The sequence below is a fragment of the Nocardioides sp. Z43_10 genome, from assembly GCF_059766615.1.
Map to the genome: position 1 here is coordinate 141,416 of NZ_JCBAJY010000003.1, position 25,608 is coordinate 167,023.

Genomic DNA, 25,608 nt, shown 5'->3' on the forward strand with positions numbered 1-25,608 from the left:
CACGCCTCTGTCCGACCGGAAGGACCCCATGGACCTCGACGAGATCAACCCGCCGCCGCGGCTGCTGATGGGCCCCGGGCCGATCACGGTCGACCCGCGGGTGCTGCGGGCCATGTCGGCCCAGCTCGTCGGGCAGTTCGACCCCGCGATGACCGCGTGCATGGGCGAGACGATGGCGCTCTACCGCGAGGTCTTCCGCACCGCCAACCCGCAGACGCTGCTGGTCGACGGCACCGCGCGGGCCGGCATCGAGGCCGCCCTGGTCTCGCTGCTCGAGCCAGGCGACCGGGTGCTGGTGCCGGTGCTGGGCCGCTTCGGGCACCTGCTCACCGAGATCGCGCAGCGCTGCGGCGCCGAGGTGCACACGATCGAGGTGCCCTGGGGCGAGGTCTTCACCCCCGAGCAGGTCGAGGAGGCCGTGCTCGCCGTGCGCCCCAAGGTGCTGGCGCTGGTCCAGGGCGACACCAGCACCACGATGTGCCAGCCGCTGGCCGACCTCGGCGAGATCTGCCGGCGCCACGACGTGCTGCTCTACTGCGACGCCACCGCCTCGCTGGGCGGCAACGTCTTCGAGATGGACGCCTGGGGCATCGACGTCGCCTCGGCCGGGCTGCAGAAGTGCCTGGGCGGGCCCTCGGGCAGCGCCCCGATCTCGCTGTCCCCGCGCGCGGTGGAGGTCGTCGAGGCCCGCCGCCACGTCGAGGCGGGTCTGCGCGAGGACCGCGACGCCGCGCGCGGCACCCGGATCGCGTCGAACTACTTCGACCTGGCGATGATCATGGACTACTGGGGCGAGCGCCGGCTCAACCACCACACCGAGGCCACCAGCATGCTGTACGCCGCGCGCGAGTGCGCCCGGCTGCTGGTCGCCGAGGGGCTGGACGCGGCCGTCGAGCGGCACCGGCTGCACGGGGCCGCGATGCTCGCCGGCGTGCAGGGCCTCGGCCTGGGCGTCTTCGGCGACCTCGCCCACAAGATGAACAACGTGGTCGCCGTCCAGATCCCCGACGGGGTCGACGGCGACGGGGTCCGCGCCGCGCTGCTCGACGACTTCGGCATCGAGATCGGCACCTCCTTCGGGCCGCTGCACGGGCGGGTCTGGCGGATCGGGACGATGGGCCACAACGCCCGCCGCGATGCGGTGCTGACGACGCTGGCCGCCCTCGAGCAGGTGCTGCGGGCCGCCGGCGTGGCGCTCACCGCCGGCGGCGGCGTCGGCGCGGCACGGGAGGTGTACGCCTCGTGAGCACGCGCAACACCGCTGCGGAGGTGCTCACCCGCTGCGACGAGCTGGCCGCGCTCACCTCCACCCCCGGCTCGCTGACCCGGCTCCACCTGACCCCCGAGCACGCCCGGGCCAACGCCCTGGTCGCCTCCTGGATGCAGCGCGCCGGGCTGCGCACCTGGGTCGACGCGGCCGGCAACGTCTGCGGCCGCCGCGAGGGCCGCGCCCCCGGGCTGCCGGCGCTGCTGCTCGGCTCGCACCTCGACACCGTGCCCGACGCCGGGCGCTACGACGGGATGCTCGGGGTGGTGATGGCGCTGGCGGTGGCCGAGCGGCTGGCGGCCCGGGCCGAGGAACTGCCGTTCGCCCTGGAGGTGATCGGCTTCGGCGACGAGGAGGGCGCCCGCTTCGGCACCGCCCTGCTCGGCAGCCGGGCCGTGGCCGGCACCTGGGACGACGCCTGGTGGGCGCTCGCCGACGAGCACGGCACCTCCCTGCGCGAGGCGTTCACCGCCTTCGGGCTCGACCCGGCCCGGGTCGGCGAGGCGGCGCGCGCCCCCGGCGAGCTCCTCGGCTACCTCGAGGCACACATCGAGCAGGGCCCGCACCTGGAGGAAGCGGACGCCTCCCTGGGCTACGTCACCACCATCGCCGGGGCGCGGCGCTTCCTGCTCACGATCCTCGGCGAGGCACGCCACGCCGGCGGCACGCCGTACCCGCGCCGGCGCGACGCCCTGGCCGGTGCCGGCGAGGCGATCACCACGATCGAGCGGCTCGGCCGGGCCTCGGAGTGCATCGCCACGGTGGGACGGATCGAGGTGCACCCCGCAGCGGTCAACGTGATCGCCGGGCGTGCCGAGCTCACCCTCGACCTGCGCGCGGCCACCGACGCCGAGCGCGACGCGATGTGGGACACCATCCGCGCCGAGCTGGAGAGCCTGTGCGCCGCCCGCGGGCTGCGCCTGGAGGTCACCCAGACGCATGAGGCGCCGGCCGCCCCGTGCGCGGGGTGGCTGCAGGAGGCGGTGGTCGCCGGCATCGCGGCCACCGGGGACCGCACCCCGATGGCGCTGTGGAGCCGCGCCGGGCACGACGCGATGGCGCTCGCCGCCGCCGGCACCGACATCGCGATGCTGTTCCTGCGCTGCCACGACGGCATCTCCCACGCCCCCGACGAGGACGTCCGCGAGCTCGACGTGGCGCGCGGCCTCGACGCCTTCGAGGCGGCCGTGCTCGCGGTGGCCGCCCGCACCGCCGAAGCGCCGCGGTCATGAGGATCGACGAGCGGATCGCCGCCCACCACGCCGAGCTCTCCCCACAGGAGCGGCGGGCCGCCGAGACGCTGCTGGAGCACCTCGACGACCTGGCCACCTACCGCGCCGCCGAGCTCGCGACGCTGGCCGGGGTGTCCAAGGCGACGATGAGCAGGCTGTTCCGCAGCCTCGGCTTCGCCGACTTCGACGAGGTCCGCGACCACCTGCGCGCGCTGCGCCAGGCCGGGGAGCCGCACCGCCTCGAAGGGGCACCCGACCTGGCCGCCCACGCCGGCGACGAGGCCGAGGCGGTGCTGCGCGCCCTGACCCAGCCACGGCTGGCGGAGGTGGTCTCCGGCCTGGCCGGCGCCCGGCGCGTCAGCGTCGTCGGCTGGCGCAACAGCCACCCGGTCGCGCTGCACCTGCGCTCCCAGCTGGCGCACGCCCGCCCGGACGTGCACCTGGCCCCCCTGCCGGGCCAGACGACCGGCGAGGAGCTCGCCGACCTGGGCCGCGGCGACGCGCTGGTCGTGATCGGCTTCCGCCGCCGTCCCGCCGGCTTCGCCGCGTTCATGGCCGAGGCCGCCGCCACCGGCGCCATGGTCGTCCTGGTCGCGGACCCCACCGCGCGCGAGCACGCGGCCCACGCCGACGTGTGGTTGGAGTGCCCGGTCGCCTCGGGGCTGGCCTTCGACAGCTACGCGGCCGCGATGAGCCTGGTCGGCGTGATCGCCGACGGCGTGCTCTGCGAGGTCGGCCGCGCCGCCCGCGCCCGGGTGGGCGCGATCAGCCGCTCCTACGGCCGGCTCGGGGAGGTGGAGTGATGGACCTGGGCACGGTGGCCTCGCTGCGCCCCGCGCGCACCCGCGCCGACCTCTCCCTGGCCCCGGGCGAGACGCTGCTGGCCGGCGGCACCTGGCTGTTCTCCGAGCCACAGCCGCACACCACCGGGCTGGTCGACCTGACCACGTTGGGCTGGCCGGCCTGGGAGCTGATCGGCTCCGGCGCGGACCGGCGGCTGCGGATCGGCGCGACGTGCACCATCGAGCAGCTGCTCGCCGTACCCCCGCCGGTGCTCGGCTCGGCGCACCGGATGGTGCGCGCGTGCGCCGAGGCACTGCTGATGTCGTTCAAGGTCCAGCACGGCGCCACCGTCGGCGGGAACCTCTGCCTGGCCCTGCCCGCCGGCGCGATGATCTCGCTGATGGCCGCCCTCGACGCCGAGGTCGTCGTCTGGACCCCCGACGGCGGCGAGCGGCGCGAGCCGGTCGCCGGGTTCGTGACCGGTCCCGGTCGCACCACGCTCGCCCCCGGCGAGGTGCTGCGCGCCGTCGACGTGCCGGGCGCCGCCCTGGACCCGCGCCGGACGCTGCGCACCGCCTTCCGCAAGATCTCGCTGAGCCCGATCGGGCGCTCCTCGGCCGTGGTCACCGGCCGGCTGACGGGCTCGGGCACCGTGCACCTGGTCCTCACCGCGGCCACCGAGCGCCCGGTCGGGCTGACGGTCTCCCCGGTGTCCGGCCAGCTGCCGCAGGCGCGACTCGAGGCGCTGCTCGGCGAGGTGGACTGCTGGTACGACGACCCGCACGGCCCCCGCGACTGGCGCCGGGCCGTCACCGGCGTGCTCGCGTTCGAGGTCTGCGCGGAGCTGCTCGAGGGGAGCATCCGATGAGCATGCTGGTCAACGGCGAGCCGGTCGACGCCGTCCCCGCGCCCGGGCAGTGCCTGCGCACGTTCCTGCGCGAGCACGGCAGCCTGGACGTGAAGAAGGGCTGCGACTCCGGTGACTGCGGCGCCTGCACGGTGCTGGTGGACGGCCACGCCGTGCACTCCTGCCTCGTCCCGGCCGTGCGCGGCACCGGCCACGAGATCACCACCGCCGCCGGGCTGGGCAGCCCCGAGGAGCCGCACCCGGTGCAGCGCCGCTTCGTCGAGGCGGGCGGCTTCCAGTGCGGCTTCTGCACGGCCGGGTACGTCGTGACCGCGGCGTCGCTGGCCGACGAGGAGGGCCGCCTCGACCCGCTGGCCGACGCCGACCAGGTCGCGCGGATGTTCAAGGGCAACCTGTGCCGCTGCACCGGCTACCGCTCCATCAAGGACGCCCTGCGCGGCACCGGCAACGTCGAGCGCGCCGGCTGCGGCGCCTTCGGCACCTCGCTGGCCGCCCCGGCGGGCCCGCGGATCGTGACCGGGCGGGAGCGCTACACCCTCGACCTGCCCGGCGACGGGGTGCTGCACCTCAAGCTGCTCACCAGCCCGCACGCCCACGCCCGGATCACCGCGATCGACACCGGCCGCGCCGAGGCGCTGCCCGGAGTACGGTTGGTGCTCACCCACGCCGACGTGCCCGACGTGCTGTACTCCACCGGCCGGCACCAGAGCCGCCTCGACGACCCCGACGACACCCGGATGCTCGACGACGTGGTGCGCTACCGCGGCCAGCGGGTCGCCGCGGTGATCGCCGAGTCCGTCGCCGTCGCGGAGGCCGCACTGCGGCTGATCGAGGTGACCTACCAGCCGCTGCCGGCCGTCTTCGAGCCCGAGGCGGCGCGCGCGCCCGGGGCTCCCCTGCTGCACGGCGACAAGCCCACGACGCGCTCGCGGATCGCCGAGCCTCAGCGCAACGTCGTGGCCCAGACCCACGGCGAGGTCGGCGACGTGGGGGCCGGCCTCGCCGTGGCCGCCGCGGTCGTCAGCGGGACCTGGCGCACCGGCCGGGTCACCCACGCCGCCCTGGAGACCCACGGTGCGCGCGGCTGGATCGACGAGGACGGCCGGCTCGTGGTGCGCACCAGCACCCAGGTGCCCTACCTGGTGCGCGACGAGCTCGCCCACCTCCTCGGCCTGGACCGCGACCGGGTCCGGGTGCTGGCCGCCCGGGTCGGCGGCGGCTTCGGCGGCAAGCAGGAGATGCTCGTGGAGGACCTGGTGGGCCTCGCGGTGCTCCGGCTCGCCGAGCGCGGCGAGCCGGCCCCGGTGCAGCTGGAGCTGACCCGCGAGGAGCAGTTCACGCTGGTGCCGTGCCGCCACCCGATGCGCGTCGAGGTCACCCTCGGCGCCGACGCCGACGGCACCCTGACCGCGATGGTCCTCGACGTGCTCACCGACACCGGCGCCTACGGCAACCACGCGCCGGGCGTGATGTTCCACGGCTGCCACGAGTCGATCGCGCTGTACCGCTGCGCCAACAAGCGCCTCGACGCGGAGGCGGTCTACACCAACAACGTGCCCTCGGGTGCCTTCCGCGGCTACGGGCTGGGCCAGGTCATCTTCGCGATCGAGTCGGCGCTCGACGAGCTGGCCCGCGAGCTCGGCCTCACGCCGTACGAGATCAGGCGACGCAACGTGGTCGTGCCCGGCGACGACTTCGTGGTGAACGGGGCCCCCGACGCCGACCTGGTCTTCGGCAGCTACGGGCTCGACCAGTGCCTGGACCTGGTGGAGCGCTCCCTGGCGCAGGCCGCGCACCCGCTGCCCGACGGGCCCCACTGGGCCGTCGGCGAGGGCATGGCCGCCTCGATGATCGCGACGATCCCGCCGCGTGGGCACCACGCCGACGCGTGCGTCACGATCGCCCCCGACGGCGCCGTCACCGTCGAGGTGGGGACCGCGGAGTTCGGCAACGGCACCGCCACCGTGCACACCCAGATCGTGGCCGGCGAGCTCGGCGTGGACCCCGCGCGGGTCACGCTGCGCTCCAGCGACACCGACCTCGGCGGGCACGACACCGGCGCCTACGGCTCGACCGGCTCGGTGGTCGCCGGCGGCGCGGTCGCGGCGGCCGCCCGGTCCCTGCGCGAGGAGCTCGTCAAGCTGGCCGGCGGCGGTGAGCCCGGCCCCGACGGCGTGCGCCACGAGGACGGCCGACTCACGCCGTACGACGTGCTGCTGGCGGCGCCGCTGAGCGCGGCCGGCGAGCACCACGGCTCGCCGCGCTCGGTGGCCTTCAACGTGCACGGCGCCCGGGTCGCGGTCGACCGGCGCACCGGGGAGGTCCGGATCCTGCACTCGGTGCAGGCCGTCGACGCCGGGGTGGTGATCAACCCCGAGCAGCTGCGCGGGCAGGTCGAGGGCGGCGTCGCCCAGGCGATCGGCAGCACGCTCTACGAGGAGATGATGCTCGAGGACGGCGAGGTGCTGACCCGCTCGTTCCGCGGCTATCGCGTGCCGCAGATGGCCGATGTGCCCGACACCGAGGTGCTCTTCGCCGACACCCACGACCTGCTCGGGCCGCGCGGCGCCAAGTCGATGAGCGAGGCGCCCTACAACCCGGTCGCCCCCGCGCTGGCCAACGCCGTACGCGACGCCCTCGGGGCGCGCCCGCACGAGCTGCCGCTGAGCCGCGACCGGGTGTGGCGGCTCCTGCAGAACCCGAACCCCTCGACCCCTAAGGACGACGCATGAGCTCCGACTCCCTGTGGCTGGCCCACGCCATCGACCTGGCCGTCGCCAACGTCGCCGAGGGCGGCGGCCCGTTCGGGGCGCTCGTGGTGCGCGCGGGCGAGCTGGTGGCGACCGGGCAGAACCGGGTCACCCGCGACTTCGATCCCACCGCGCACGCCGAGGTGCAGGCGATCCGGGCGGCCGGGCGGGTGCTGGGCGACTTCTCCCTGGCCGGGTGCGTGCTCTACACCTCCTGCGAGCCCTGCCCGATGTGCGTGGCCGGCTCGCTGTGGGCGCGCCTGGACCGGGTGGTCTACGCCGCCGACCGCGAGGACGCCGCGCACGGCGGCTTCGACGACCGGGCCTTCTACGAGCTGCTCGCCCAGGACCGGGCCACCTGGCCGACCCGGGTCGAGCGCCTGGAGCTGCCCGATGCGGCGACGCCGTTCGCGGCGTGGCTGGCCGACCCGGCCCGAACCGACTACTGAGCTGCCTGAAACCTGCGCCGGCCGGGGTGAAACGAGCGTTTTAACGCGACCGAAACCTGCGCCGTCGGGGGCCGAAATCCGCCGCTCCTAGCGTCCCTCTCGTCTCGGAGGCTCGTCCACGACGTGCGCCGGCCCGGCGCAGAAACCAAGGAGTATCAACCATGACCCTGTCGTTCCAAGGCCGTCGCCGCGCGGCGAGCCTCACCGCCCTCCTCGTGGCCGGCCTCGCTCTCAGCGCCTGCGGCTCCGACGACGAGCCGGACTCCGCCGCCGCGGCCGAGGGCGCCGACCACGGCGCGATCACCGTGCAGCTGTCGTGGATCAAGAACGCCGAGTTCGTCGGGGAGTTCTTCGCCGACTCCAAGGGCTACTACGAGGACGCCGGCTTCAGCTCGGTGAAGCTCACCCCCGGCCCCGGCCCGATCGAGACCATGGTCGCCGCGGGCGAGGCCGACTTCGCGCTCAGCAACGCGGTCGCGACCGCCCAGGTCGTCGCCGCCGAGGACGCGCCGCTGAAGATCGTCGGCACGAAGTTCCAGAAGAACCCCTTCACGATCCTGTCGATGAAGGACGGCGCCGACATCGCCACCCCCGAGGACCTCGTCGGCAAGAAGATCGGCGTCCAGGCCGGCGGCAACGAGACCCTCTTCGACGCCCTGCTCGAGGTCAACGGCATCGACCCGGGCGACGTGACCAAGGTGCCGGTGGAGTACGACCCGTCCCCGCTCGTCGACGGCGAGGTGGACGGCTTCCTGGCCTACGTCACCAACGAGTCGATCACCCTGTCGATGGAGGGCCACGAGGTCACCAACCTGCCCTTCGCCGACAACGGGCTGCCGTTCGTCGCGGAGAGCGTGATCACCACCGATCAGATGATCGCCGAGGAGCCCGAGAAGGTGAAGGACTTCCTCGAGGCCGAGATCCGCGGCTGGCAGGACGCGCTCGCCGACCCCGACGAGGGCGCCCGGCTGGCCGTCGAGGAGTACGGCGCGGACCTCGACCTCGACATGGACAAGGAGCTCGAGCAGTCCAAGGTGCAGACCGGCCTGATCGTCACCCCCGAGGTCGAGGAGAACGGCCTGTTCACGATCACCGACGAGCTGATCGCGCAGTGCATCGAGACGCTGGCGGCCGCCGGCATCGAGATCGAGGCCGACGAGCTCTTCGACCTCTCCCTGCTCGAGGAGCTCCTCGAGGAGAAGCCCGAGCTCACCGAACTCCCCTCCTGAGAGCTGCGTGACCATGTCCGAGACCGTGACCGACACGGGCTCCGGCACCGTATCCGTGGGAGCCCCCAGCACGCCTGAGGGCTCCCACGGGACGGGGGTCCGGATCCAGAGCCTGAGCAAGACGTTCCGGGTGGGGCGCCGCAGCGTCCGCGCCCTCGACGACGCCACCCTGTTCACCAACAAGGGCAGCTTCCTGTCCCTGCTGGGCCCCTCGGGCTGCGGCAAGTCGACGATCCTGCGGATCCTCGCCGGGCTGGAGACGCCGACCTCGGGGACCGCGCTGGTCGAGGGCAAGACCCCGCTGGAGCTGCGCCGCGACCACGAGCTCGGCATCGCCTTCCAGGACTCCGCCCTGCTCCCCTGGCGCACGGTGCTCGCCAACATCCGGCTGCCCTTCGAGGTGTCCGGCCAGAAGCCCGACGACGCGCTGGTCGCCGAGCTGATCCGCCTGGTCGGGCTGACCGGCTTCGAGAAGGCCAAGCCCGCCCAGCTCTCCGGCGGGATGCGCCAGCGGGTCTCCATCGCCCGCTCGCTGGTCGTCAAGCCCTCGGTGCTGCTGCTCGACGAGCCGTTCGGGGCGCTCGACGACATGACCCGCCAGCGGCTCAACGTCGAGCTGCTGCGGATCTGGACCGAGAAGCCGGCCACCACGCTGATGGTCACCCACGGCATCAGCGAGGCGATCTTCCTCTCCGACCAGGTCGCGGTGATGAGCGCGCGGCCGGGACGGGTCCAGGAGGTGATCGAGGTCGACCTGCCCCGGCCCCGGCTGCCCGAGATGATGCGCACGCCGGAGTTCCACGCACTGCACGACCGGGCCTCGGAGCTGCTCTTCGGCAACCAGCCCGGCGCGGAGGACTGAGCCGATGCGCTGGTTCCCGCAGCCGAGCGCCCAGGCGACCCGCTCGGCGCTGATGGGCCTGGCCGGGCTGGTCGCAGGCATCGCGGTGTGGTGGCTGGCGGCAGCGACGCTGCTGGCCGACGCCCGGGTGCCGACCCCCGGCGGGGTGGTCGCCTCGATGCTCGACGACGGCTGGGACTTCTACTGGACCCACTTCGCGGTCACCGTCGAGGAGGCCGGCGTCGGATTCCTGTACGGCAACCTTGCCGCGCTGCTGCTGGCCTCGCTGGTGCTGCTGGTGCCGTTCGCCGAGCCGGTGATCATGCAGGTCGCGGTGATCAGCTACTGCATCCCGATCGTGGCGATCGCGCCGGTGCTCTACATCGTGATCGGCGTCCCCGACCCCGGTCAGCGCTCCGGCACCGCGGTGGCGCTGGCCGCGCTGTCGGTCTTCTTCACCACGGTCGTCGGCACCGTGCTGGGCTACCGCTCGGCGGATCGGACCAGCCTCGACGTGGTCCGCGTGTACGGCGGGGGCCGGCTCCAGCAGCTGCGCCGCGTCCAGCTGGTCGCCGCGCTGCCCTCGATCCTGGCGTCGCTGCAGATCGCGGCACCGGCCGCCTTCCTCGGCGCGATTCTCGGCGAGTACGCCGGCGGCATCGAGCGCGGGGTCGGCCTGGCGCTGAAGATCGCCCAGCAGAACATCGACGTCGAGCAGGCGTGGGGCATCGGGCTGGGCTGCGCCCTGGTCGCCGGCGCGGCGTACGCCGTGCTGGGACTGCTCTCCCGGCTGGTAACCCCCTGGTCGACGGGGGGCGCGCGATGAGCGGGCCGGCCACGTTCGGCCGGGCGGTGCTGCGGACCGTGGCCACGATGGCCTTCGTGCTCGGCGTGGTGGTGGTGCTGTGGGTGGTCGGGCTGCGCGCCTTCGGCGTCTCCGACTACGTCGGCAAGGGGCCCGGCGACGTGTGGGCCTACCTGGTCACCGACCCGGACGCCGCCGAGGTGCGCGCCGAGATCTGGCCGCTGCTGGGCAGGACCCTGACCGACTCCGCCATCGGCTTCGTGGCGGGGATGGCGGCCGCGGTCGTCCTGGCCGCCGCCATCGTGCTGTCCCGGCCCGTGGAGAGCGTGGTGATGCCGGTGGCGATGATCCTGCGCTCGGTGCCGCTGATCGCGCTGGCGCCGATCATCATCCTCTCGGTCGGACGCAGCGTGGGCGCCGTCGCGGTGATGAGCGGGATCGTGGTGCTCTTCCCGGCGCTGGTGAGCATCGTGCTGGGGCTGCGCTCGGTCTCGGCGCAGATGCGCGACGTGGTCCAGGTCTACGGCGGCGGCGCCTGGTCGGTGCTGCGCACCGTGGCGGTGCCCTCGGCCATGCCCGCACTGTTCGCCTCGATCCGGATCTCGGTGCCCGGAGCGATCACCGGCGCGCTGCTCGCGGAATGGCTGGCCACCGGCCAAGGCGTCGGGTACGCCGTGGTCTCGGCCGCCGCCCGCTCGCAGATCAACCGGGTCTGGGCGCTGGTCGTGGTGATCACCCTGGCCTCGCTGCTGCTCTACCTGCTCGCCCAGCTGCTCGAGTCGCTGGTGCTCGCCCGTCTCGGCGAGGAGACGCGATGACGCCGGCCGACGTCGAGACGCTGGTGGCCGCGCTGCCCAAGGTCAGCCTGCACTGCCACCTGATCGGCACGGTCGCGGCCGGCACCGTGCTCGACCTCGCGCGCAAGCACGGCGTACCGATGACCGGGCCCTGGCAGGGACGCGACGCCAAGAGCCTCTACGACCATGCCAGCTACGAGGACCTCGGGGAGTTCCTGCGGGTCCTCGACCTGGTCGGCTCGGTGGTGCGCGACGTGGACGATTTCCACCGGATCACCTACGAGTCGCTGACCGCGGGCGGTGCGGCGCACCACGTGCTCTACCGCGAGATCCAGCTCAGCCCGCCCGGGCACCCCGGGGTCCCCTACCCGCGGCTGCTGGAGGGAGTGCTGGCCGGGATGCGCGACGCCCAGCACGACACCGGCATCGAGGCCCGGCTGGTGGTCGGCATCAACCGCGAGCGCAGCGGCGCGGAGGCGGTGGCGCTGGTCGAGGAGGTGATCGCGCACCGCGTCGACGAGGTGGTCGGCATCGGCCTGGACTACGCCGAGGTGAACGGACCGCCCGGGGGCTTCGTCGAGGCCTACCGGCTGGCCGCGCGGCACGGGCTGCAGCGCACCGCGCACTCGGAGTCCGGGCCGCCGGGCCACATCCTTACGCTGCTCGACGACCTGGGCTGCAGCCGCGTGGACCACGGCTACCACGTGGTGGACGACCCCGAGATCACCGCGCGTTGCGTCGCCGAGCGGGTGCCGTTCACCTGCACCCCGGTCAGCTCCGACATCGGCCGCTACTCCGGCAGCGGCGACGGCAGCCACCGCCGGATCGCGCAGATGGTCGACGCCGGGCTGCGCGTGTGCATCGACTCCGACGACCCGCCGATGTTCGGCACCGACCCCACCCACGACTTCCGGGTGCTGGCGCACGCGCTGGGCTACGGCCGCGACGAGCTCGCCGGCTTCACCCGCAACGCCGTCGAGGCCTGCTGGCTCGACGAGACCGACAAGGCGGCGCTGGCCCGACGCGTCGAGCACGCCGTCGCCGCGATCCCCGATGACCCCCACCCCCAGGAGGACCCCGCATGGGCAGCACCGGCTTCCACGTCCCCACCGTCGACATCTCCTCCTACGTCGCGGGCAGTACGGCCGAGGAGCGCGCCCGGGCCGCGGCCGCCTTCGACGCGGCCGCCAGCACCGTCGGGTTCGTGCAGATCGTCGGGCACGGCGTCCCCGACGCGGTCCTCGCCGCGTTCGCCGACGCGCTGGACGGGTTCTTCGGCCTGCCGCTGGAGGCGAAGAAGGCCTACCGCACGCCGCCGGAGGTCAACCGCGGCTACGCCCCGCCCAAGACCGAGTCGCTGAGCCTGAGCCTGGGGATCGCCCCGGCGAACCGGATGAACGACTTCTTCGAGGCGTTCAACGTCGGGGCGGCCCGCTCGGACTTCCCGGGCCTGGACCTGCCGGCCGCCGACTACCCCGAGAACGTGTGGCCCCACGAGGTCGCCGGGTTCGTCGAGGCGGTCGACGCCTACTTCGACGAGGCCGCGCGGGTGGCGCGCACCCTGACCGGGCTCTTCGCCGACGCGCTCGGGCTCGAACCGGGCTTCTTCGCCTCCTTCACCGACCACAGCGTGGACGTGCTGCGGATGAACAACTACGCCCTCGAGCCCGGCGCCCTCGACCTGGACGGCGACCTGACCGGGATGGGCGAGCACACCGACTACGGCATCGTCACGGTGCTGTGGGCCGACCGCGTGGCGGGCCTGCAGGTGCTCGGCGGCGACGGCTCCTGGAACGACGTGATGCCTGCCGAGGGGGCGCTGCTGATCAACCTCGGCGACCTGATGGCCCGGTGGACCAACGAGCGGTGGATGTCGACGCTGCACCGGGTCAAGCCGCCGATCGTCGACGGCGCCGTCCAGCGGCGCCGCAGCGCGGCGTACTTCCACGACGGCAACATCGACGCCCTGATCGAGACCCTGCCGACCTGCATCGGCGACGGCTCGCCGTACCCCCCGATCACCGTCGGCGAGCACCTGCGCGCCAAGCTCGCCGGCTCCCGCGCCGGCGTCGCCAACGTCGCCGCCGAGCGCGAGGCCGCCCGGGTGATCGCCGCCCGGGCCGGCGGGTAGCCCGCGCCGCGCCGGGCACTGTCGGTGGCGTCGTGGATGCTGGCGCCATGGACGTGACTGGGATGGCGCTGGCGCTGGTGCTGCTGGTGGTGGGGATGGCGGCGGGTACGGCGCTGGGGGTGCTCTGGGCGCGTGGCCGGGCGCCGGCCTCCGCCGGGCTGCCGGCTGCCCTGGCGGCCCTGGAGCAGCGGGCGGCCGGCGACGCGGTGCTGCGCGAGGGCCTGGAGCGGATCGGCGACCAGATGCGCGACCTGGAGCACAACCGCGCGGTCTGGCAGGGTCAGCTGCACCAGCAGGTGCTCGACATGCGCCACACCGCCGACGGGCTGCGCCGCGAGACCCACGCGCTGTCCACCGCGCTGCGCAAACCGCAGGTGCGCGGGCAGTGGGGTGAGCTGCACCTGCGCCGCGCGGTCGAGCTGGCCGGGATGGTGGACCGCTGCGACTTCGCCGAGCAGGTCGTCCTCGAGGGCGGTGCGCTGCGCCCCGACCTCGTGGTGCGCCTGGCCGGGGGCAAGTGCGTGGTGGTGGACTCGAAGGTCCCCCTCGACGCGTTCCTCGACGCCGCCGAGAGCGAGGACGACGACGAGCGCGACGCGCACCTGCGACGCCACGCCCGGCAGCTGCGCACCCACGTCGACCAGCTCTCGGCCAAGCGCTACTGGCGCGCGCTCGAGGAGAGCCCCGAGTTCGTGGTGCTGTTCGTGCCCGCGGAGTCGTTCCTCTCCGCCGCCCTGGAGACCGACCGCGACCTGCTCGAGCACGCCGCGACCCGCCAGGTCGTGCTCGCCACGCCCACCACGCTGATCGCGCTGCTGCGCACGGTCGCCCACGGCTGGCGCCACGAGACGCTGGCCGAGCAGGCCCGCGAGATCCACCGCCTCGGCCGCGAGCTGCACGAGCGGATCGGCACCGTCGGGGGCCACCTCGACCTCCTCGGCCGCTCGCTGGGGACGGCGGTGAAGAGCTACAACCAGGCCGTCGGCTCGCTGGAGAGCCGGGTCCTGGTCACCGCGCGGCGCTTTCAGGACCTGTCGGTCACCGATGCCGAGCTGCCGAGTCCCCGCCAGGTCGAGGCCACCACGCGATCCCTGGGCGCCCTGGAGCTGCAGCCGGAGGGGGCGGCCGACGGGCCGGAGCTGGATCTCGACTCGGCGCGCCGCGCCCGCGGAGCCCGAACGGCGCCCTAGGTTGACCCCGTGAGCCAGACACGCTCCGTGTGGGCGCAGGGTCAGGAGCCGGGCGGACAGGTCGTCGTCCTCGGCGTGGCCGTCGCGCTCACCACCGTGGTGCTGGACCTCGCCCTGAGCGGTCGGCTCAGTCTTTTCTTTGACCTGTGCTTCATCGTGCTCTGCCTCGGGTTGGCTCTGCAGGTGCGCCCCGGGGACTTCTTCACCGTCGCCATCCTGCCGCCGCTGATCATGCTCGCGGTCTTCCTGCTGCTCGCGCTGGTCGCGCCGGGCACGATCGCCGACGAGCGCGACGGCGCGGTGCAGGCGGTGATCTCCGGGCTGTTCACCCACGCGACCTCACTGGCCGTGGGCTACGTGCTGGCGCTGGCCGCGCTCGCGGTCCGCACCCGCCGGCTGCCCGACTAGCCTTCGAACCGCTCAGGGTCGCCCGCCCCACGACGGAGCACCTCGGGCGCCCCGCTGGAGAAGTCCACGACGGTGGTCGACACGGCCGGGGTCTCGCCGGACTCGATGACGATGTCCACGTCGTGGTCGAGGTCCTCCTTGACCTCCCAGCCCATCGTCCGCGGGCCGTCCTCGCCGGGCAGGATCAGGGTGCTGGTCAGCAGCGGCTCCCCCAGCTCCTCCAGCAGCGCGGAGACCAGTGGGTGCCCGGGGATGCGGACGCCGACCGTGCGCTTCTTGGGGTGCATCAGCCGCTTCGGCACCTCGGCCGTGGCCGGCAGGATGAACGTGTACGGCCCCGGGGTGGCCGCCTTGATGGCACGGAACGCGGCGTTGTTGACCTGCACGAACTGCCCCAGCTGGGCGAAGTCGCGGCACATCAGCGTGAAGTGGTGGCGATCGTCGAGCTGGCGGATCCGCAGGATCCGGTCCCGGCCGTCGCGGTTGCCGAGCTGGCAGCCCAGCGCGTAGCCCGAGTCGGTCGGGTAGGCGATCAGCGCGTCGTCGCGCAGCGCCTCGACCACCTTGGTGATCAGCCGCGGCTGGGGATTGTCCGGATGCAGGTCGACATAGCGCGCCACCGGGTCGTCCCTCAGCCGCGCGCGGCGGCCTCGGCCGCGCGCAGGTCTCGGCGCAGCTCGACGGGCAGGGCGAAGATCAGCGACTCCTCGGCGCTGTGCACCGCCTTGGCGTCGGGGTAGCCGCGCTCGGCGAGGAAGGCGAGCACCCCGTCGACGAGCTCCTCGGGCACCGAGGCGCCCGAGGTCACCGACACGGTGCGTACGCCGTCGAGCCAGGCCTCGTCGATCTCGCTGGCGTCGTCGACGCGGTAGGAGGCCTTCGCGCCGGCCTCCAGCGCCACCTCGACCAGCCGCACCGAGTTCGAGGAGTTGCCCGAGCCGACCACGATCACCAGGTCGGCGCCGAGCGCGATCTCCTTGACCGCGAGCTGGCGGTTCTGGGTGGCGTAGCAGATGTCGTCGCTGGGCGGGTCGAGCAGCTTGGGGAACCGCTCCCGGATCGCGGCCACCGTCTCCAGGGTCTCGTCCACCGAGAGCGTGGTCTGCGAGAGCCAGGCCACCCGCTCGGGGTCGCGCACCACGATGTTCGGCACGTCGGCCGGGCTCTGCACCAGCTGGATGTGCTCGGGGGCCTCACCGGCGGTGCCCTCGACCTCCTCGTGGCCCTCGTGGCCGATCAGCAGGATGTCGTAGTCGTCGGCGGCGAAGCGCTTCGCCTCGTGGTGGACCTTGGTCACCAGCGGGCAGGTCGCGTCGATCGTCTTCAGCTCGCGCTCGGCGGCCTGGCGGTGCACTTCCGGGGAGACGCCGTGGGCGGAGAAGACGACCGTCTGGCCGGCCGGGACCTCGTCGAGCTCCTCGACGAAGATCGCGCCGCGCGACTCCAGGGTGGCCACCACGTGCTTGTTGTGCACGATCTGCTTGCGCACGTAGACGGGTGCGCCGTACAGGTCCAGTGCCTTCTCGACCGTGATCACCGCACGGTCCACGCCGGCGCAGTAGCCACGCGGCGCCGCCAGCAGCACGGCCTTCTCCGCCTCCTCGGGGGAGAGGACGGACGGGGTCCCCAGGTCGATGCTCATGCGCCACAGTCTACGGGCCGGGCGAGTCGTCGGCGCACCGTCGCTGCCGCCCCACCGCTGCCGCTCTGTCGGCGCGGTGACCTAGGCTCGCGGCCGTGGCCATGGAGACCTCCCCCCAGTCGCCGGCGCCCGTCCGGCAGATCGCCAACGCGATCGCGGGCTGGGTCGACCGGCTCGGGGCGGTCTGGGTCGAGGGCCAGGTGGCGCAGATCAGCCGCCGCCCGGGGCTCAACACCGTGTTCATGACGCTGCGCGACGCCGTCGCCGACATCTCCGTGCCGCTGACCTGCTCGCGCACGCTCTTCGACGGCCTCAACCCGCCGCTGGTCGAGGGCGCCAGCGTCGTCGTGCACGCCAAGCCCTCCTACTACGCCAACCGCGGGACGCTCTCGCTCTACGCCCGCGACATCAAGATGGTCGGCCTCGGCGAGCTGCTGGCGCGCCTCGAGCGACGCCGCCAGCTGCTGGCCGCCGAGGGCCTGTTCGCCCGCGAGCTCAAGCGCACGCTGCCGTTCCTGCCCGGCCTGGTCGGGCTGGTCACCGCCGCCAACTCCGCCGCCGAGCGCGACGTGCTGGAGAACGCGCGCCGGCGCTGGCCCGCGGTCCGCTTCGAGATCGCCTACGCCACGATGCAGGGGCAGCGCTGCGCGGGCGAGGTGATCGAGGCCGTCCAGCGACTGGACCGTGATCCGCAGGTCGAGGTGATCGTGATCGCCCGCGGCGGCGGCTCGGTCGAGGACCTGCTGCCCTTCTCCGACGAGGCGCTGATCCGCGCGGTCCACCAGGCCCGCACGCCGGTCGTCTCCGCGATCGGCCACGAGCCCGACCAGCCGCTGCTCGACCTGGTCGCGGACTGGCGCGCCTCGACCCCCACCGACGCGGGCAAGCGGGTGGTGCCCGACATGGCCGAGGAGCAGCGCGGCATCGTCGCCTCCCGGGACCGGTTGCGCAGCCTGCTCGGCCACTGGGTCGCCCGCGAGCAGGCGGGCCTGGACGCGCTGCGCTCGCGACCGGCGATGGCGGACCCGCGCAGCCTGCTCGACGACCGCGCCGAGGAGATCCTCCGGCTGCGCGAACGGGCCCGCCGCACCCTCGGCCACTCCCTCGACCGGGCCGCCGACGACACCGACCACCAGCTGGCCCGGGCGCGCGCCCTCTCCCCACTGGCGACGCTGCGCCGCGGCTACGCCGTGCTCCAGGACGCCGAGGGCCACGTGGTGACCTCCGTGGACGCGGTCAGCCCGGGCGCGGCGATCAGCGTCCGGGTGGCCGACGGCCGGGTGCACGCGCAGAGCACCGGGGTCGAGGCGCTGGCCCAGCCTGATCAAACCCAGCCTGATCAAACCCAGCCCGATCAACCCGAGCCCGATCAACCCGAGCCCGATCAAACCCAGTGACGAGGAGAGCCATGCCTGAGCAGGGAGCCGAGCCGGTCGGCCCGGAGGTGGCGGGTCGCGAGGAGACCAGCTACGAGGACGCCCGCGAGGAGCTGATCGACGTCGTACGGCGCCTCGAGGCGGGCGGCACCACCCTGGAGGAGTCGCTGGCGCTGTGGGAGCGCGGGGAGCGGCTGGCCAAGATCTGCCAGCGCTGGCTCGACGGCGCCCGTCAGCGACTCGACGCCGCGGTCGCCGAGGAGGAGGACGCGCGCTGAGCGACCCCGCCCCGAGCCCCGATCCCCGCCTGGTCGCGCAGCTGCGCGGCGCCGGCTGCGTCTTCGCCGAGGACGAGGCCCGGCTGCTGGCCGGTGCGGCCGGCGGCAGCCGCGTGGAGCTCGAGCGTCTGGTGGCGCGCCGGGTCGCCGGGGTCCCGCTGGAGCACCTGCTCGGCTGGGTCGAGTTCGACGGACTGCGCCTGGCGGTCGACCCCGGCGTGTTCGTGCCACGCCGCCGCACCGAGCTGATGGTCACCGAGGCCCTGCGCCTGCTCGAGGGTCCCGACCCGGCCACCGCCGGAGCGGACGCCCCGGTGCTGGTCGAGCTGTGCTGCGGCGCCGGCGCGGCCGGTACGGCGCTGGCTCATCGCCTGCTGGCGCGCGGGATCCGGCCCGAGCTGCACGTGGCCGACGTCGAGGTCGCCGCGGTCGCCTGCGCCGGGCGCAACGTCGCCGGCGTCGGAGGCACGGCTCACCACGGCGACCTGGACGCGCCGCTCCCCCGGCGACTGCTCGCCCGGGTGCGGGTGCTGCTGGCGAACGCCCCCTACGTGCCCACCGCGGAGATCGCGACGATGCCGCCCGAGGCCCGGCTGCACGAGCCGCGGGTGGCGCTCGACGGCGGGCGCGACGGCCAGGACGTGCAGCGCCGGGTGATCGCGGCGGCCGGGCGGTGGCTGGCTCCCGGCGGACACCTGCTGGTGGAGAGCGCCGCCCATCAGGCCGGCGCTGCCGCCGCCCTGATGCGGACGGCGGGGCTGAGGACGCACGTCGTGGCCGACGACGAGCGCGACGCGACCGTGGTGGTGGGCACCCGACCCGCCGGACCGCGCAGCGCCGCGGGTCTCAGCGCGGCTCGGTGGTGAGGGACTCGGCCATGTCGGTGAGGGTCTCGCGGTCGGTGCGGCCGTAGACCAGCACCGTGGTGCCGTCCACCTCGGCGACGAGCAGGACGTCCTCGTCGGGCGCGTCGAAGGTGCGCCACTCCTGGGCCACCGCACCGGGGGTCCGGATCGCCTCGCCCTCCTCGACCTCGGAGGCATCGGCCTCGCCGACGGCGAACTCGATCATCTCCTCGACCGAGCGGTCCTCCTGGCGCACGCCGACGAAGCGCTCCTCGTCACTCAGCATCCCCAGGCGCCAGACCGGCCGCTCGCCTCCGCTGGCGCCGGCGCTGGTGGCGATCCAGCCCTCGGGCAGGCTCGGCGGGTAGACGACCTCCACCCCGTTGGCCTGGGCGGCGTCGACGTACTCGAGGTACTCGAGCGCCTCCGGCTCGACCACGAGCTCGGTGCGGAACAGCGCGCGGTACCCCACGAAGGCGCCGACCGCGAGCAGCAGCACGATCATCGCCCCGATGAGTCCGCCGGTGCTGCGTTGGTAGCGGCCAGGCTTCTCACTCACGGCACTATCCTCACAGTTCGTTGACGCAGGCGCCGGGCCGGGACCCCCGACGCACCCCGGAACCGGACAGGTCGATCACAGCATCTGCGGATGAAACTCCCATCTAGACCCGCAGATGCGGCACACTTCTCCCGTGACAACGTACCGAATCGCGGAGGCAGCGGATCTGCTCGGGGTGAGCGACGACACCGTGCGCCGCTGGGTCGACGGCGGCCGGCTGCCGGCCGAGACCGACTCCGGTCGCACGGTGATCCGCGGCACCGACCTCGCCGTGCTGGCCGAGTCGCTGGCCGACCACCCCGACCGGGCCCTGACCCGGGCCTCCGCGGTGAGCGCGCGCAACCGGCTGCCGGGGATCGTCACCCGGGTCAAGAAGGACACGGTGATGGCCCAGGTCGAGCTGATCTGCGGGCCCTACCGCCTGGTCTCGCTGATGAGCAGCGAGGCGGCCGACGAGCTCGGCCTGGAGCCGGGCGCCCGGGCGATCGCCTCGGTCAAGTCGACCAACGTGATCGTGGAGCGCCCGTGAGCCGGCCGGCGCGACTGCTGCTCGCCGCCGTCCTGGTGGCGCTCCCGGCGAGCGCGTGCACCGGGGGGAGCGACGAGCCGGGGGGCCGGCTCACGGTCCTGGCCGCCGCCTCGCTCACCGAGACCTTCACCGCCCTGGCCGCCGACTTCGAGGCCGACCACCCCGAGGTCACCGTCGACCTCGCGCTGGACTCCTCGGCCACACTGGCCGCCCAGGCCGCCGAGGGCGCCCCCGCCGACGTCCTGGCCACCGCCGACCTCGCCACGATGACCGCCGCCGAGGACGCCGGCGCGCTGGCCGGCCCGGCGACCCCGTTCGCGAGCAACTCGCTGGTGCTGGCCACCCCGGCCGACAACCCCGCCGACCTCGCCTCGTTCGCCGACCTCGAGCGCGAGGACGTGACCTACGTCGTCTGCGCACGGACCGCGCCGTGCGGAGCCGTCGCCGCCGAGGTCCTCGACGAAGGCGGGATCGGCCACGAGCCAGCCAGCCTCGAGGTCGACGTCAAGGCGGTGCTGGCCCGGCTGCTGTCCGGGGAGGCGGACGCCGGGCTCGTCTACGCCACCGACGCGAAGGCGGCCGGCGAGCAGGTGCGGGTCTTCGACGTGCCCGGAGCCGGCGCGCACACCACGACGTACCCGCTGGCGGTCCTGGAACAGTCCGAGGAGCCCGACCTGGCCCGCGAGTTCGTGGAGCTCGTCGTCTCGCCCGAGGGGCGCGCGGTGCTCGAGGCGGCCGGGTTCACCGCCGCCTCCGGCCAGGACGGTGGAGCCTGAGGTGACCCGTCCCGCCGGCCCGCTCCTGGGCCGCCCACCGGTGGTGCTCGTCGTCCCGGCCGCGATCGCCGCCCTCTTCCTGGTGATCCCGCTGGTCACGCTGGTGCTGGACACGCCCTGGGGGTCGTTCCTCGCGCAGCTGCGCAGCGCGGCCGTCCTCGACGCGCTGTGGCTCAGCGCGCTGACCTCGGGCGCCACGGTGCTGGCCTGCCTGCTGCTCGGCACCCCGCTGGCCTGGCTGCTGGCCCGCGTCGACTTCCCGGGCCGGGCGCTGCTGCGCGCGGCGGTGACCGTGCCGCTGGTGCTGCCGCCGGTGGTCGCCGGCGTCGCGCTGGTCACCGCCCTGGGCCGCAACGGGCCCCTCGGTTCGCTGGTGCGCGACCTGACCGGGCAGAGCGTGCCCTACACCACGACGGCCGTGGTGCTGGCCCACACCTTCGTGGCGCTGCCGTTCTACGTGATCGCGGTCGAGGGTGCGCTGCGCGCCTCCGGCGCCGGCTACGACGCGGTGGCCGCCACCCTGGGGGCGACCCGGTGGACCACGTTCCGGCGGATCACCCTGCCGCTGGCGATGCCCGGGATCATGGCCGGCGCGGTGCTGGCCTGGGCCCGCTCGCTCGGCGAGTTCGGCGCCACCATCACCTTCGCGGGCAACTATCCGCGCACCACGCAGACGATGCCCTCGCTGATCTACACCGAGCTCCAGCGCGACCCCGAGGTCGCCCGCACCCTGAGCATGATCCTGCTGATCGTCTCGGTGGCGATCCTCGCGGCGCTGCGCAACCAGTGGCTGGTGCGCTCGTGAGCACGCTGCGCGCCCGGATCGAGGTCCCCGGCCGGCTCGCCGCCACCCTGGAGGCCTCGCCGGGCGACGTGATCGCGGTGATCGGGCCCAACGGCGCCGGCAAGAGCACGCTGCTGCGGGCGCTGGCCGGGCTGCTCCCCCACGACGGCGAGCTCACCGTCGACGGGCAGCCGTGGTCCTCTCCGCCGCTGCCGGCCCGGCTGCGACGCGTCGGCCTGGTGTTCCAGGACCAGGCGCTCTTCCCCCACCTGAGCGCCCTGGAGAACGTGGCCTTCGGGCTGCGCAGCCGCGGGACGCCGCGCCGCGAGGCGCGTGCGCAGGCCGCGGCCTGGCTGGACCGGCTCGGCGTCGGGCCGCTCGCCCACCGCCGGCCCGGGCAGCTCTCCGGCGGCCAGGCCCAGCGGGTCGCGATCGCCCGGGCGCTGGCCACCCGCCCGGCGCTGCTGCTGCTCGACGAGCCCTTCGCCGGGCTCGACGTCGGGGTGGCGACCGCACTGCGCATCGAGCTGGCCGGCCACCTCGCGGCGTACGACGGGATCACGCTGCTGGTCACCCACGACGCGCTCGACGCGCTGACCCTGGCCGACCGGGTGCTGGTCCTCGACGAGGGCAGGGTCGCCCAGGAGGGGTCGCCCGCGGAGGTGGCGGCGCGTCCGCGCACCGAGCACGTGGCCAGGCTGGTGGGCCTCAACGTGCTGCGCGAGGACGACGACCTGGTCGCCTTCGGCCCGCACGAGGTCACCGTCTCGCTGGCCGAGCCGGTGGGCTCGGCGCGGCACCGCTGGCACGGCACCGTGCGCAGCGTCGTGCCGCACGGCGGCGCCGTCCGGGTGCTGGTCGGCGCCGAGCGCGACCTGCTCGCCGACGTCACCCCCGGCGCCGCCACCGAGCTCGGCCTGGTGCCCGGGCGCGAGGTCTGGCTGAGCGTCAAGGCCACCTCGGTGCGGCGCTACCGCGCGGACACGACGCAGCCACCCCCCGCGCAGAGCCGGTAGGGTGCGGGCATGTCTGCGAGCGTGCCTCCCGAGCTGTCCGTGTCCGCCCAGGTTCCCGACCGCAACCTCGCTCTCGAGCTGGTGCGGGTCACGGAGGCGGCCGCGATGGCGGCCGGCCGATGGGTCGGGCGCGGCGACAAGAACGGCGCCGACGGCGTCGCGGTCAACGCGATGCGGGTGATGATCTCCACGATCGGCATGCGCGGCACCGTGGTCATCGGCGAGGGCGAGAAGGACAACGCGCCCATGCTCTACAACGGCGAGGAGGTCGGCGACGGCACCGGCCCCGAGTGCGACGTGGCCGTCGACCCGATCGACGGCACGACGCTGACCGCCAAGGGCATGAACAACGCGGTCGCGGTGCTGGCGGTCGCGCCGCGCGGCACGATGTACGACCCGTCCGCGGTCTTCTACATGGAGAAGCTGGTCGCCGGGCCCGAGGCCGCCGACGTCGTCGACATCCGGCTCCCGGTCGCGGAGAACATCCACCGGGTCGCCAAGGCCAAGGGCTCCACCCCCGAGGACGTCACGGTGGTGCTCCTCGACCGCCCCCGCCACGAGAAGCTGGCCCAGGAGATCCGCGAGGCGGGAGCCCGGATCAAGTTCATCTCCGACGGCGACGTCGCCGGCGCGATCATGGCCGCGCGCCCCAACACCGGCATCGACCTGCTGCTGGGCGTCGGCGGCACCCCCGAGGGCATCATCGCGGCCTGCGCGATGAAGTGCACCGGCGGCGTCATCCAGGCCCGGCTGTGGCCCCAGGACGACGACGAGCGCCAGCGCGCCCTCGACGCCGGGCACAACCTCGACCCCGACTTCGTGCTCTCCACCGACGACCTGGTGACCGGCGACGACTGCTTCTTCGTGGCCACCGGCATCACCGACGGCGAGCTGATGCAGGGCGTGCGCTACCGCGCCGGGGCAGCCACCACGGACTCGCTGGTGATGCGCTCGCGCAGCGGCACGATCCGCCGGATCACCTCCGAGCACCGCCTGGAGAAGCTACGCGCCTACTCGGCCATCGACTTCGACCACTGAGCCTTCGACCACTGAGCCTTCGCCCCCTGAGCCCAGGGGGCTGTGCCCCAGCCGGGCCGCGTGCGCCGCGTGCCGGCCCAGCGCCTGGACGACGGCGTCGCGCACCCGCGGGTCCACCGCCATCCCGATGTGGGAGGCGGTGACCTCGACCGGGTGCGCCAGCGGGTCCACGCAGGCGCGCCAGTCGACGATGCCGTCGCGCCTGGAGTAGATCGAGGTGAAGCCGATGTGCGGGGCCAGCGCCAGCCGGCCGTCCTCGAAGCTCTGCCGCGCGCACGCTCCGGCCACGCACTCGGCGGCCATCACCCCGCGCACGCCGGCGCGGCTGAGCCGCACCAGCACGTCGACGCTGGCGCTGAGGCTGATGTGGTGGGCGCCGGGGGCCAGCGACGGGCTGCCCATCGTGACGATCCCGGAGACGAGATCGGGACGCCGCGCGGCGAGCCCGCGGGCGAGCATCCCGCCCAGGCTGTGCCCGACGATCTGGACCTTGCTCTCGCGGCGCTGGGCGACCTGGTCCAGGCGCCGCTCGAGCTGGGCGGCGGCGTCGAGGGTGCAGCCGATGTTGGCGCGGATCTGCGAGCGGTAGGTGCGGTAGCCCAGGTGCCGCAGGGCCCGCGACATCATCGCCAGCGAGGCGTCCCCGGCCAGGAACCCCGGCACCAGCACCACCGGATCGCCCCCGCGCAGCGGGACCCGGTCCACGTACGGCGTGGCGCGGCGCGCGTGCCGCTCGCCCAGGTGCCGCGCCAGGTAGCGGGCCGACTCCGGCAGCAGGCTCGCCTCGCGCAGCACGGCCGCCGCGGGAGGCGGCGCGAAGCCGTGTGGGGTGAGGAACGCCGCCAAGGGTGAGCCCATAGCGCTCGACGGTAGGCCCGCGGAGGGCCCCGTGTCTGCATTTTGCGGACCTGGGGTGTTCCACATCCCCCATTTGGATGTTGACTACAGGAATGAGCGCCGCCGCGACCCCCTCCCCCTCGGTCTCCGAAGAGCTCTTCGCCCCGGTCAGCCCGGACGTCGAGCTGTGCTACCAGACCTTCGGCGATCCCACGGACGAGCCGCTGCTGCTGGTGATGGGGCTGGGCGGGCCGATGACCTGGTGGCCCGCGGAGCTCTGCCGGCGCCTCGCCGAGGCCGGGTTCTTCGTGATCCGCTACGACAACCGCGACGCCGGGCGCTCCACGAGGATGCGCCAGCGGGTCACCCGGGCGCAGATCGTGCAGGCCTTCCTGGGCCGGCACGTGCGTGCGCCGTACACGCTCAGCGACCTGGCGCGCGACGGCATCGGGCTGCTGGACCACCTCGGCATCGCCTCAGCCCACGTCGCCGGGGTCTCGATGGGTGGGATGATCGTGCAGACCATGGCGATCGAGCACCCCGGCCGGGTGCGCTCGATGGTCTCGATCATGTCCACGACCGGCAAGCGCACCGTCGGCTGGCAGCACCCCCGGCTGCTGACGATCATGATCGCGCCGCGCAAGCCCGGCCGCGCCGCCTACGTCGAGGGCACGGTGGCGATGTCGCGGCTGATCGGCTCCCCCGGCTACCCGCAGACCGAGGAGGAGCTGCTCCGGCGCGGCGCGGAGACCTACGACCGCGGCATCACCCAGGCCGGCGTGCTGCGCCAGATGCTCGCGATCCTGCTGCAGCCCAGCCGGTCGCGGCCGCTGCGCAGCCTGCGGATCCCCACCGCCGTCATCCACGGGCTCGCCGACAAGATGGTCCACGTCTCCGGCGGCCGGGCGACGGCGTCCGCCATCCCCGGCGCGGAGCTCGTCATCATCGAGGGCATGGGCCACGACATCCCCGACGGGCTCTTCGACACCTTCGTCGACGTCATCCGGCGCACCGCCGACCGCGCCTGAGCACCTCCCCCCGACACCCCGGGCGGGCCGATCCCGCCCGTCCCACAGGTCCCACCCCTTTCTGGGATTAGCCCTTGCCAGGGTGGACATACTGCCCAGAGCGGACTAGACGTGTGATGTGGGCCACCCGCGCCCGCGACGGGAAGGGAA

The 25,608-nt window shown here is 74.1% G+C and carries 26 protein-coding genes and 1 pseudogene; 23 read left to right on the forward strand and 4 right to left on the reverse strand.

The window, feature by feature from the left end:
• Window positions 1-28: 28 nt before the first annotated feature.
• The 14 genes and pseudogenes from AC6EI4_RS06850 (at window position 29) to AC6EI4_RS06915 (ending at window position 14,750) form a co-directional block, all read left to right on the forward strand.
• Window positions 29-1,246, forward strand: a complete 1,218-nt coding sequence (locus AC6EI4_RS06850; protein ID WP_498451009.1) for a pyridoxal-phosphate-dependent aminotransferase family protein — start codon at window positions 29-31, stop codon at window positions 1,244-1,246.
• Window positions 1,243-2,499 (forward strand): allantoate amidohydrolase, encoded by a 1,257-nt coding sequence (locus tag AC6EI4_RS06855; protein WP_498451010.1) that lies wholly within the window; start codon window positions 1,243-1,245, stop codon window positions 2,497-2,499. The genes AC6EI4_RS06850 and AC6EI4_RS06855 overlap by 4 nt, the downstream gene beginning before the upstream one ends.
• Window positions 2,496-3,302: a MurR/RpiR family transcriptional regulator gene (locus AC6EI4_RS06860; RefSeq protein ID WP_498421416.1), complete on the forward strand. Its 807-nt coding sequence runs from the start codon at window positions 2,496-2,498 to the stop codon at window positions 3,300-3,302. Before AC6EI4_RS06855 ends, AC6EI4_RS06860 begins: the two co-directional genes overlap by 4 nt.
• Entirely contained in the window at window positions 3,302-4,150 is an 849-nt protein-coding gene (locus tag AC6EI4_RS06865; RefSeq protein WP_498451011.1) for an FAD binding domain-containing protein, read from the forward strand. The genes AC6EI4_RS06860 and AC6EI4_RS06865 overlap by 1 nt, the downstream gene beginning before the upstream one ends.
• A complete protein-coding gene (locus AC6EI4_RS06870) occupies window positions 4,147-6,882 on the forward strand; it encodes a molybdopterin-dependent oxidoreductase (protein WP_498451012.1) in 2,736 nt (911 codons plus the stop codon). Before AC6EI4_RS06865 ends, AC6EI4_RS06870 begins: the two co-directional genes overlap by 4 nt.
• Entirely contained in the window at window positions 6,879-7,349 is a 471-nt protein-coding gene (locus tag AC6EI4_RS06875) for a nucleoside deaminase (protein WP_498421410.1), read from the forward strand. The genes AC6EI4_RS06870 and AC6EI4_RS06875 overlap by 4 nt, the downstream gene beginning before the upstream one ends.
• 161 nt (window positions 7,350-7,510) lie before the next feature.
• Window positions 7,511-8,578, forward strand: coding sequence for an ABC transporter substrate-binding protein (locus AC6EI4_RS06880; protein WP_498451013.1), 1,068 nt, complete (start codon window positions 7,511-7,513; stop codon window positions 8,576-8,578).
• Window positions 8,579-8,591: 13 nt separating this feature from the next.
• Window positions 8,592-9,440, forward strand: coding sequence for an ABC transporter ATP-binding protein (locus AC6EI4_RS06885; protein WP_498451014.1), 849 nt, complete (start codon window positions 8,592-8,594; stop codon window positions 9,438-9,440).
• A gap of 4 nt (window positions 9,441-9,444) precedes the next feature.
• A complete protein-coding gene (locus tag AC6EI4_RS06890; RefSeq protein WP_498451015.1) occupies window positions 9,445-10,245 on the forward strand; it encodes an ABC transporter permease in 801 nt (266 codons plus the stop codon).
• On the forward strand, window positions 10,242-11,042 hold the full coding sequence (locus tag AC6EI4_RS06895) for an ABC transporter permease (protein ID WP_498451016.1): 801 nt from the start codon (window positions 10,242-10,244) through the stop codon (window positions 11,040-11,042). The genes AC6EI4_RS06890 and AC6EI4_RS06895 overlap by 4 nt, the downstream gene beginning before the upstream one ends.
• A pseudogene (gene add, locus AC6EI4_RS06900) lies at window positions 11,039-12,040 on the forward strand (adenosine deaminase); the annotation flags it as partial. The gene AC6EI4_RS06895 and the pseudogene add, both read left to right, overlap by 4 nt.
• A gap of 62 nt (window positions 12,041-12,102) precedes the next feature.
• A complete protein-coding gene (locus AC6EI4_RS06905; protein ID WP_498451017.1) occupies window positions 12,103-13,152 on the forward strand; it encodes an isopenicillin N synthase family dioxygenase in 1,050 nt (349 codons plus the stop codon).
• A gap of 47 nt (window positions 13,153-13,199) precedes the next feature.
• A complete protein-coding gene (locus tag AC6EI4_RS06910) occupies window positions 13,200-14,342 on the forward strand; it encodes a DNA recombination protein RmuC (protein ID WP_498421392.1) in 1,143 nt (380 codons plus the stop codon).
• Window positions 14,343-14,351: 9 nt separating this feature from the next.
• Window positions 14,352-14,750: a DUF6542 domain-containing protein gene (locus tag AC6EI4_RS06915; RefSeq protein WP_498451018.1), complete on the forward strand. Its 399-nt coding sequence runs from the start codon at window positions 14,352-14,354 to the stop codon at window positions 14,748-14,750.
• Here AC6EI4_RS06915 and AC6EI4_RS06920 read toward each other — a convergent pair.
• Together AC6EI4_RS06920 and AC6EI4_RS06925 are read right to left on the reverse strand one after the other, a co-directional pair.
• Window positions 14,747-15,370, reverse strand: a complete 624-nt coding sequence (locus tag AC6EI4_RS06920; RefSeq protein ID WP_498421387.1) for an L-threonylcarbamoyladenylate synthase — start codon at window positions 15,368-15,370, stop codon at window positions 14,747-14,749. The genes AC6EI4_RS06915 and AC6EI4_RS06920 overlap by 4 nt on opposite strands.
• A gap of 11 nt (window positions 15,371-15,381) precedes the next feature.
• Window positions 15,382-16,392 carry a 4-hydroxy-3-methylbut-2-enyl diphosphate reductase gene (locus AC6EI4_RS06925; protein ID WP_498421385.1) on the reverse strand — a complete coding sequence of 337 codons (1,011 nt, stop codon included), beginning with the start codon at window positions 16,390-16,392 and terminating at the stop codon, window positions 15,382-15,384.
• Window positions 16,393-16,487: 95 nt separating this feature from the next.
• On the opposite strand from AC6EI4_RS06925, the gene xseA reads away from it, so the two are divergent.
• Genes xseA through AC6EI4_RS06940 form a run of 3 tightly spaced genes read left to right on the forward strand, consistent with a single transcriptional unit; the run spans window position 16,488 to window position 18,912 of the window.
• Entirely contained in the window at window positions 16,488-17,789 is a 1,302-nt protein-coding gene (gene xseA / locus AC6EI4_RS06930) for an exodeoxyribonuclease VII large subunit (protein WP_498451019.1), read from the forward strand.
• An 11-nt stretch (window positions 17,790-17,800) separates the two neighbouring features.
• Entirely contained in the window at window positions 17,801-18,046 is a 246-nt protein-coding gene (locus AC6EI4_RS06935) for an exodeoxyribonuclease VII small subunit (protein ID WP_498421382.1), read from the forward strand.
• Between the two features lie 41 nt (window positions 18,047-18,087).
• Window positions 18,088-18,912 carry a putative protein N(5)-glutamine methyltransferase gene (locus AC6EI4_RS06940; RefSeq protein ID WP_498451170.1) on the forward strand — a complete coding sequence of 275 codons (825 nt, stop codon included), beginning with the start codon at window positions 18,088-18,090 and terminating at the stop codon, window positions 18,910-18,912.
• On the opposite strand, the gene AC6EI4_RS06945 is transcribed toward AC6EI4_RS06940, so the two are convergent.
• On the reverse strand, window positions 18,893-19,450 hold the full coding sequence (locus tag AC6EI4_RS06945; protein ID WP_498451020.1) for a DUF4245 domain-containing protein: 558 nt from the start codon (window positions 19,448-19,450) through the stop codon (window positions 18,893-18,895). The two genes, AC6EI4_RS06940 and AC6EI4_RS06945, sit on opposite strands and share 20 nt — an antisense overlap.
• A 133-nt stretch (window positions 19,451-19,583) precedes the next feature.
• Between AC6EI4_RS06945 and AC6EI4_RS06950 the strand changes: the two genes are divergently transcribed.
• The 5 genes from AC6EI4_RS06950 to glpX are packed head-to-tail and all read left to right on the forward strand — an operon-like array spanning window position 19,584 to window position 23,593.
• The gene (locus AC6EI4_RS06950) at window positions 19,584-19,979 is read left to right on the forward strand and encodes a TOBE domain-containing protein (protein WP_498421378.1); all 396 of its coding nucleotides are present in this window, start codon (window positions 19,584-19,586) and stop codon (window positions 19,977-19,979) included.
• Window positions 19,976-20,755, forward strand: a complete 780-nt coding sequence (gene modA, locus AC6EI4_RS06955; RefSeq protein ID WP_498451021.1) for a molybdate ABC transporter substrate-binding protein — start codon at window positions 19,976-19,978, stop codon at window positions 20,753-20,755. Before AC6EI4_RS06950 ends, modA begins: the two co-directional genes overlap by 4 nt.
• A 1-nt stretch (window position 20,756) precedes the next feature.
• Complete coding sequence (locus AC6EI4_RS06960; protein ID WP_498451022.1) at window positions 20,757-21,560, forward strand: ABC transporter permease; 804 nt, start codon at window positions 20,757-20,759, stop codon at window positions 21,558-21,560.
• Window positions 21,557-22,555, forward strand: a complete 999-nt coding sequence (locus AC6EI4_RS06965; protein WP_498451023.1) for an ABC transporter ATP-binding protein — start codon at window positions 21,557-21,559, stop codon at window positions 22,553-22,555. The genes AC6EI4_RS06960 and AC6EI4_RS06965 overlap by 4 nt, the downstream gene beginning before the upstream one ends.
• 9 nt (window positions 22,556-22,564) lie before the next feature.
• Window positions 22,565-23,593, forward strand: a complete 1,029-nt coding sequence (glpX, locus tag AC6EI4_RS06970) for a class II fructose-bisphosphatase (protein WP_498421368.1) — start codon at window positions 22,565-22,567, stop codon at window positions 23,591-23,593.
• On the opposite strand, the gene AC6EI4_RS06975 is transcribed toward glpX, so the two are convergent.
• On the reverse strand, window positions 23,558-24,451 hold the full coding sequence (locus AC6EI4_RS06975; protein WP_498421366.1) for an esterase/lipase family protein: 894 nt from the start codon (window positions 24,449-24,451) through the stop codon (window positions 23,558-23,560). The two genes, glpX and AC6EI4_RS06975, sit on opposite strands and share 36 nt — an antisense overlap.
• Before the next feature lie 92 nt (window positions 24,452-24,543).
• On the opposite strand from AC6EI4_RS06975, the gene AC6EI4_RS06980 reads away from it, so the two are divergent.
• Window positions 24,544-25,458 carry an alpha/beta fold hydrolase gene (locus AC6EI4_RS06980; RefSeq protein WP_498421365.1) on the forward strand — a complete coding sequence of 305 codons (915 nt, stop codon included), beginning with the start codon at window positions 24,544-24,546 and terminating at the stop codon, window positions 25,456-25,458.
• The last annotated feature ends 150 nt before the right edge of the window (window positions 25,459-25,608 follow it).